The organism is Pseudomonas triticifolii (assembly GCF_014358015.1).
Lineage (GTDB): Bacteria > Pseudomonadota > Gammaproteobacteria > Pseudomonadales > Pseudomonadaceae > Aquipseudomonas > Aquipseudomonas triticifolii.
This window is the reverse complement of record NZ_JACONV010000024.1, coordinates 57,564-64,925: the sequence shown is the minus strand read 5'-3', so window position 1 is coordinate 64,925 and position 7,362 is coordinate 57,564. Positions and strand designations below refer to the sequence as shown.

Here is a 7,362-nt window from a genome sequence, read left to right as displayed (position 1 = left end):
GTACTGTTCTATTCGCGAGCAAGCGCACAACAGCCAGACCTGCGCATCGCGATAGCGCAGGGCCTGAGCAACGATCGGATCAGGACTGCGCCAGTACCAGCAGTTTCTCACGCCACTCGGCCTTGGCTGGCAGCGCGAGGAAAAACGGATTGAGCAGCGACTCGCGGGCAGGATAGGAGAAGCGCAGGCCGTCGAGCTGCAGGACTTCGCCGCCCGCGCCTTCAAGCACGCCTTGCGCTGCAGCGGTGTCCCATTGCGAGGTCGGGGCAAGACGCGGATAGCAGTCGGCCGCGCCTTCAGCCAACAGGCAGAACTTCAACGAGCTGCCAATATTGGTCAGTTGCAGCGGCCCAAGACCCGCTGCCAGACCGGCCAACAGATGCTCCTGTTCAGGGCTTGAGTGCCTGCGACTGGCGACCACGGTAAAGGCCTGCCCGGTCTGTAGCGTCTGTCTGACCTGAATCGGCTCGCAATGCTCGGGGCTGTCACTGCGCCATGCGCCCAGTGCTGCGCCGCCGAAATAACAGCGATCATTGGTCGGCATGGACACCACGCCAAACACCACGTGCCCGCGCTCGATCAGGGCGACGTTGACCGTGAACTCTTCACTGCCGGAAATGAATTCCTTGGTGCCGTCCAGCGGATCGACCAACCACCAGCGCTCCCAGGTCGCGCGCTCGCTGAACGGGATGTCGGCGTCTTCCTCGGACAACACATGAATCGTCGGGTCCAGCGCCTGCAAGCCTTCGACCAGCACCTGATGGGCTGCCAGATCAGCTGCGGTGACAGGCGAGTCATCGGCTTTGGAGGTCACGCTGACGTTGGCGCGCCAGAACGGCAGGATCGCTTCGCCCGCCAGGCGTGCGAGTTCGATCACGGGAGCAAGCAGCGGGTGCGGCAGGTTGGCGAACGGGTCGGTCATGGTTGAAAGAGTCCACGTTGAGTCAGCACGTCGCGGGTCAGGTACAGCGCAGCCAGGGCACGCCCTTCGCTGAACTGTGCATTCTGGGCCAGGCTCGCCAGCTCCCGCAGGTTGATCTTGTCCACGCGAATCGGCTCGGGTTCATCGCCTTCAAGCCGTTCCTCGTAAAGCTCGGTGGCCAGCACCACCTGAATTTTCTGGTTCATGTAACCGGGCGACAGCGACAGCTCGGTCAGGTGTTCCAGTTGGTGCGCGCCGAAACCGGCTTCTTCCTTGAGCTCGCGATTGGCGGCGGCGAGGATGTCTTCGCCCGGTTCGATCAGGCCTTTGGGCAAGGACAGCTCGTACTCATCGGTGCCGCCGCAATACTCTTCGATCAGAATCGCGTGGTCGGCATCGAGCATTGCCACAATCATGACCGCGCCATAACCCGCGCCTCTGCCGACCAGCCGTTCGTAAGTGCGCTCAACGCCGTTGGCAAAGCGCAGTTGCAGCTCTTCGACGCGGAACAGGCGACTGCTGGCGACGATGGCGCGGGCGAGAACGGTAGGTTTCTGACGCATGACAGGCTCCTTCACATGGACGGGGTACTATACCGTGGCTTTTCCGAATGTCTGTGTCGGATATGCTCACTCACCTGACCCACCTTCGCGAGGCCTGAATGCTTTCCATGCCCTGGAGCGAAATCGATACCGTCCTGCTGGATATGGACGGCACGTTGCTCGACCTGCATTACGACGACCACTTCTGGTTGCAGCACCTGCCACAACGTTATGCCGAGCTGCATGGCATCAGCTTCGCCATGGCCTGGCTGGAATTGCAGCCATTGTTCGAGCGCAACGCCGGCACCCTTAACTGGTACTGCCTGGATTTCTGGAGCGCCGAGCTGAAGCTGTCGGTGCGCGACCTGAAGCGCGAAATCGCGCACATGATTGCCTTGCGCCCGGACGCTGAAACCTTTCTGGCAGCGCTCAGGCAGGCGGGCAAGCGGGTGATCATGATCACCAACGCACACCGCGACTCGTTGTCGTTGAAGATGGAGCGGATCGAGCTGGCGCCCTACTTCGAGCGTTTGATCAGTTCCCATGACTATGGCTTCCCTAAGGAAAACCAGCAGTTCTGGGACGCACTCCATGCCGAGACCGCGTTCGACCCGGCCCGCAGCCTGTTCATCGACGACACCCTGCCGATCCTGCGCAGCGCCGGTCATTTCGGTGTCGCGCACTTGCTTGCCGTCAGCCAGCCCAACAGCCAGAAAGCCCCGAAAGACACCGAAGAATTTGCCGCTGTCGGAGATTACCGGGAGTTGATCAAGGGGTTGTGAGGGCCTACGGACGCTCGGAAGGCGCACAAAACAAAGCCAAAACAAAAGTGCCTGACTGAATGCATAACCGTGGGAGGCGGCTGGCCGGCGATGGGGTCAGATCAGGCACCGATAGATCGATTCAGAAAAAGCATCGCCGGCAAGCCGCCTCCCACAGTCCGTTGGTTGCAGCGAGAGGTGTGTATAACGATGGGCGCGGAGCGTAGGCAGCAGTCATTTGCCCGAGACGCCACTTACTCAGGAATACGCAACGTCTGCCCCGGGTAAATCTTGTCCGCATGCTCGAGCATGGGCTTGTTGGCGTCGAAGATTTTCTGGTACTTGTTCGGGTCGCCGTACATCTGCTTTGAAATCGCACTGAGCGTGTCGCCTTTCTTGACCTCATAGAATCTGGACTCGGCACTTGCGGCGGTCGCGCTGCCAGCGGCCAGAGTCATCTGGTCGTCCACTTTCTCGACGCCTTCGATATTGCCCAGCGTGACCCGAATCTTCTCCTTCTCCTCCTGACTGGTCGCCTCGCCCTTGACGATGACGGTGCCGCCCTGAACCTCTGTCTGAATGTTGGGGTTGCCCAATCCAACCTTGGAAATATGATGTTTCAGGACTTCATCTGCGTTGGCGTTGCCAGGCGTGATCGCATCAAGGATCTTCTCGCCCGCTTCTTTCACAAAACTCCAAATACTCATTATCCGATTCTCCTTACGTGAGTTGTCAGACTTGCACACTCAACCATAGTCCTTATAAACCGGGGCCTGCAGCGTTCCGACCAACGTCGCTCGACCACCATTGGCCCTGAACGCGTAGAATCGGGAGCCTGGCTCGACCACCGGAGTGAACATGGACATCAAGCAACTCAAATTCCTGATCGCCCTCGACGAAACGCGTCACTTCGGGCAAGCGGCTGCGCGCTGCAATATCACCCAGCCCACGCTGTCGATGCGGTTGCGCAATCTGGAAGAAGAGTTGGGCTTGCCGTTGGTCAACCGCGGCCAGCGTTTTGAAGGCTTCACTGCACCCGGCGAGCGTGTACTGGCCTGGGCGCGCACGGTGCTGGCGGCCTATGACGGGTTGCAGGCCGAGGCAGCCGCCTGCCGGGGTCATCTGGTGGGTACGTTGCGCCTGGGCGTGGTGCCACTGTCGAGCTTCGACCCCTTGCCGCTGCTGCACCGGCTGCATCAGATGCACCCGAACCTGCGTTTCGAGCTGTCATCGCTCAGTTCCGAGCAGGTGCTGGAGCAACTGGCGAGCAACCGTATCGACCTGGGCGTCTCGTATCTGGAGCGCCTGGATAACGACCGTTTCGACTCGCTGGCGCTGGACGACACAAAAATGGGCCTGATGTACGACCGGCGACATTTCACCTTCGGCGATACGCCGCTGAGCTGGGCGGATCTGGTCGAGTTGCCATTGGGCATGCTCACCAGCGGCATGCATTTTCGCCAATCCATCGATCACAACTTCCACAGCCGTGGCCTGCAACCTCAGCCGTTGCTGCAGACCGATGCCGTTCATCAGTTATTGCAGGCCGTACATGGCGGCCTTTGCTGCGCGGTCATGCCACTGGACGGCGGGCTGGAGACGCTGACCGAGCACTTGGCCATGCACCCGATTGCCGATGCCCGCACGCTGGCCCAACTGGGGCTGATCATGCGCCGCAGTGCGCCACGCTCGGCATTGGCCGAGGCGTGCTTTGCGCTGATAGCGCAATTACCACGCTGACGCATTGATCGACGTCATCTATCGGTGCATTGGAACTAGCGATTAGACGATTCCGGACAACAGGCCTAGTCTGTAGGTGTCAATCTGCCGGTATCTCAGCCCATGCACGCCAAGCGCACAATCGGCACGGCGCCTGCTCTCGCACCCGCGCCCGAAGCCAGCCAGTCCTATCGCTACGCGACCCTTGAGGGTCAGGATGGCGCGCGCACTGAACTTGCCGAGGAAGTGGCGCTGGCGATCGCCTATAACGGCATCAGTCAGGCCGTCATGCTGGTCAGCCCGACTGACCTTGAAGACTTCATCGTCGGCTTCAGCCTGGGCAGCGGCATCATTGCCTCACGCGATGAAATCTACGATTTCAAGCTCAGCGGCTGCGGCTCGGCGATGCAGGCCGAGGTGGAAATCGCCAGCCGTGCGTTCTGGGAACTCAAGCAGCAACGTCGCCAACTGGCAGGCACCAGCGGCTGCGGTCTGTGCGGTGTCGAAGCGGTCGAGCAAGCGCTGCCGGAACTTGATGTCCTGCCCGGTGCTCCCCTGCCGCCGGCCCAATGGCTGGAAGGCCTGCGCCAGCGCATCGGCGAATTTCAGCCCTTAGGTCAACATTGCGGCGCCGTGCATGCCGCCATCTTCATGGACGGTACAGGCCAGTTACTGCTGGGTCGCGAAGACATCGGACGCCATAACGCGCTGGACAAACTGATCGGCGCGCTCATCCGCCAGGACATTCCTCTGGCGGGCGGCATTGCCATCGTGACCAGTCGCTGCAGCCTGGAGTTGATCCAGAAAGTCCTGCGCGCGGGCATCCAGACACTGGTCAGCCTGTCCTCGCCCACCGGCCTGGCCCTGCAATGGGCACGCCGTCATAACCTCAATTTAATTCACCTGCCGCAGCACAGTGCGCCGCGGGTCTATAGCCCTGCGATGGAGATTCAAGCGTGAGCACTCATCACCAAGCCGACAAGACACCTACACCCCGCTACAAGCCATACAAAGGTGCGGCTGGAGGTTGGGGCGCACTGATCAGCGTGACGCAGGCCTGGCTGGGCAGCGACAACGCGCTGAAGAACCTGCGCATGATGCTCAAAACCAACCAGAACGGCGGTTTCGACTGCCCGGGTTGCGCATGGGGCGACTCGCCGGAAAGCGGCATGGTCAAGTTCTGCGAGAACGGCGCCAAGGCGGTCAACTGGGAAGCCACCAAACGTCGCGTGGACCCGGCCTTCTTCGCCCGGCACAGCGTCACCGCGCTGCTGGAGCAGAGCGACTACTGGCTTGAGTATCAGGGCCGTCTGACCGAGCCGATGGTTTACGACGCCGAGACCGACCGTTACAAGCCCATTGCGTGGGACGACGCGTTCGCGTTGATCGCTAAACACCTGAACAACCTGCCCAGCCCGAACATGGCCGAGTTCTACACCTCGGGCCGCGCCAGCAACGAAGCGGCGTACCTGTATCAGTTGTTCGTACGTGCCTATGGCACCAACAACTTCCCGGACTGCTCGAACATGTGCCACGAAGCCAGTGGCGTTGCGTTGTCGCAAAGCGTGGGCGTAGGCAAAGGCACGGTGACCTTCGATGACTTCGAGCACGCCGACGCGATTTTCGTGCTGGGCCAGAACCCCGGCACCAACCACCCGCGTATGTTGGAACCGCTGCGCGAAGCCGTGAAGCGTGGCGCACAGGTTGTTTGCGTGAACCCGCTCAAAGAGCGCGGTCTGGAGCGTTTCCAGCACCCGCAACACCCGGTGGAAATGCTCACCAACGGCGACCGCCCGACCAACACCGCTTATTTCCGCCCTGCCTTGGGTGGCGACATGGCGCTGCTGCGCGGCATGGCCAAGTACCTGCTGCAATGGGAGCGCGAGGCGCAACTCAACAACGCGCCGTCGGTGTTCGACCACGCGTTCCTGAACGAACACACTGAAAACGTACTGGATTACCTGGCCGCTCTCGACGACACGTCGTGGGACGAGATCGTCGAGCAATCGGGTCTGCCGTTGACCGATATCGAGCAGTCGGCACGCATGTACGCGACGGGCAAGAACGTCATCATGTGCTGGGCGATGGGTATTACCCAGCATCGCCATTCGGTGGCGACCATTCAGGAAATCGCCAACCTGATGATGCTGCGCGGCAACATCGGCAGGCCGGGCGCAGGCCTGTGCCCGGTACGTGGTCACAGTAACGTGCAGGGCGACCGCACCATGGGTATCAACGAGCGCCCGCCGGTATTTCTGCTCGACGCGCTGGAAAAACGCTTCCAGTTCAAGGTGCCCCGCGAGAATGGCCACAACGTGGTCGAGGCCATTCATGCCATGGCCGAAGGTCGTTCGAAAGTCTTCATCGCGCTGGGCGGCAACTTTGCCCAGGCCACGCCGGACAGCCATCGCACCGCTGAAGCCTTGAGCAACTGCGAGCTGACCGTGCAGATCAGCACCAAGCTCAACCGCAGCCACCTGTTCCACGGTAAGGACGCGCTGATCCTGCCATGCTTCGGCCGTACCGACATCGATGTGCAGGCCAACGGCCCGCAAGCGGTCACCGTGGAAGATTCGTTCAGCATGGTTCACGCCTCGAACGGTCAACTGCAGCCTATCTCTTCAAAGATGCGCTCCGAGCCTGCCATTCTGGCCGGCATCGCCAATGCCACGCTCGGCAAGCAACCTGTCGACTGGTTGTGGCTGGCCGAGGACTACAGCCGGATTCGCGACCTGATCGCCGATACCATTCCAGGCTTCAAGGACTTCAACGAACGCATCAAGCATCCGGGCGGCTTCTACCTGGGCAACGCAGCGGGCGCGCGCCGCTGGAACACCGCGTCCACCCGCGCTAATTTCAAGCCCAACAAACTGCCAAGCACCTTGCTGCACGAGGACATCAGCTCTACCGGTCTGGTCCCGGACCTGATCATGCAGTCCATGCGCTCGCACGATCAGTACAACACGACCATCTATGGCCTGGACGACCGCTATCGCGGCGTGAAAGGTCAGCGCGACGTGTTGTTCGTCAACGAGGCCGACATCATCCGTTTGGGCTTCCAGCCAGGCCAGAAGGCCGACCTGATCTCGATCTGGAGCGATAACCGCGAACGCCGTGTGAAGGGTTTCACCTTGCTGCCGTTCGATATCCCGGCCGGTCAGGCTGCCGCGTACTACCCGGAGGTCAACCCTCTGGTGCCGCTGGAAAGCGTTGGCGACGGCAGCAGCACGCCGACGTCCAAGTTCGTGGCCATTCGTCTTGAGCGTTCTGCCGAGTCGGCGCGCATTATCTGACGCCCACAAAAAAGGCCCGTTTCGCTGGAAACGGGCCTGTCACAAGTAGCCTATGACTGCACTTTCTGAATTAAGTTCCTCTTCCAAAACAGTAACTTAGCTGTTTGTGTTGCAGTCGTGTTACT

At 60.8% G+C, this 7,362-nt stretch carries 7 protein-coding genes; 4 read left to right on the top strand and 3 right to left on the bottom strand.

What is annotated here, in order from left to right; genetic code table 11:
• Positions 1-79 precede the first annotated feature (79 nt).
• Positions 80-922, bottom strand: coding sequence for a 3'(2'),5'-bisphosphate nucleotidase CysQ (gene cysQ, locus H8S56_RS21665; protein WP_187519733.1), 843 nt, complete (start codon positions 920-922; stop codon positions 80-82).
• On the bottom strand, positions 919-1,485 hold the full coding sequence (gene nudE, locus H8S56_RS21660) for an ADP compounds hydrolase NudE (protein WP_024686518.1): 567 nt from the start codon (positions 1,483-1,485) through the stop codon (positions 919-921). Before nudE ends, cysQ begins: the two co-directional genes overlap by 4 nt.
• A 98-nt stretch (positions 1,486-1,583) precedes the next feature.
• Between nudE and yrfG the strand changes: the two genes are divergently transcribed.
• Positions 1,584-2,246: a GMP/IMP nucleotidase gene (yrfG, locus tag H8S56_RS21655; protein WP_024694010.1), complete on the top strand. Its 663-nt coding sequence runs from the start codon at positions 1,584-1,586 to the stop codon at positions 2,244-2,246.
• Between the two features lie 233 nt (positions 2,247-2,479).
• On the opposite strand, the gene lysM is transcribed toward yrfG, so the two are convergent.
• Positions 2,480-2,932 carry a peptidoglycan-binding protein LysM gene (lysM, locus tag H8S56_RS21650; protein ID WP_187519732.1) on the bottom strand — a complete coding sequence of 151 codons (453 nt, stop codon included), beginning with the start codon at positions 2,930-2,932 and terminating at the stop codon, positions 2,480-2,482.
• Positions 2,933-3,083: 151 nt separating this feature from the next.
• Between lysM and H8S56_RS21645 the strand changes: the two genes are divergently transcribed.
• From H8S56_RS21645 to H8S56_RS21635, 3 genes are all read left to right on the top strand, one after another.
• Positions 3,084-3,965 (top strand): LysR family transcriptional regulator, encoded by an 882-nt coding sequence (locus H8S56_RS21645; protein WP_024687076.1) that lies wholly within the window; start codon positions 3,084-3,086, stop codon positions 3,963-3,965.
• A 102-nt stretch (positions 3,966-4,067) separates the two neighbouring features.
• Positions 4,068-4,904: a formate dehydrogenase accessory sulfurtransferase FdhD gene (fdhD, locus tag H8S56_RS21640; protein ID WP_024687075.1), complete on the top strand. Its 837-nt coding sequence runs from the start codon at positions 4,068-4,070 to the stop codon at positions 4,902-4,904.
• Complete coding sequence (locus H8S56_RS21635; RefSeq protein ID WP_187519731.1) at positions 4,901-7,237, top strand: FdhF/YdeP family oxidoreductase; 2,337 nt, start codon at positions 4,901-4,903, stop codon at positions 7,235-7,237. The genes fdhD and H8S56_RS21635 overlap by 4 nt, the downstream gene beginning before the upstream one ends.
• Positions 7,238-7,362: the final 125 nt, after the last annotated feature.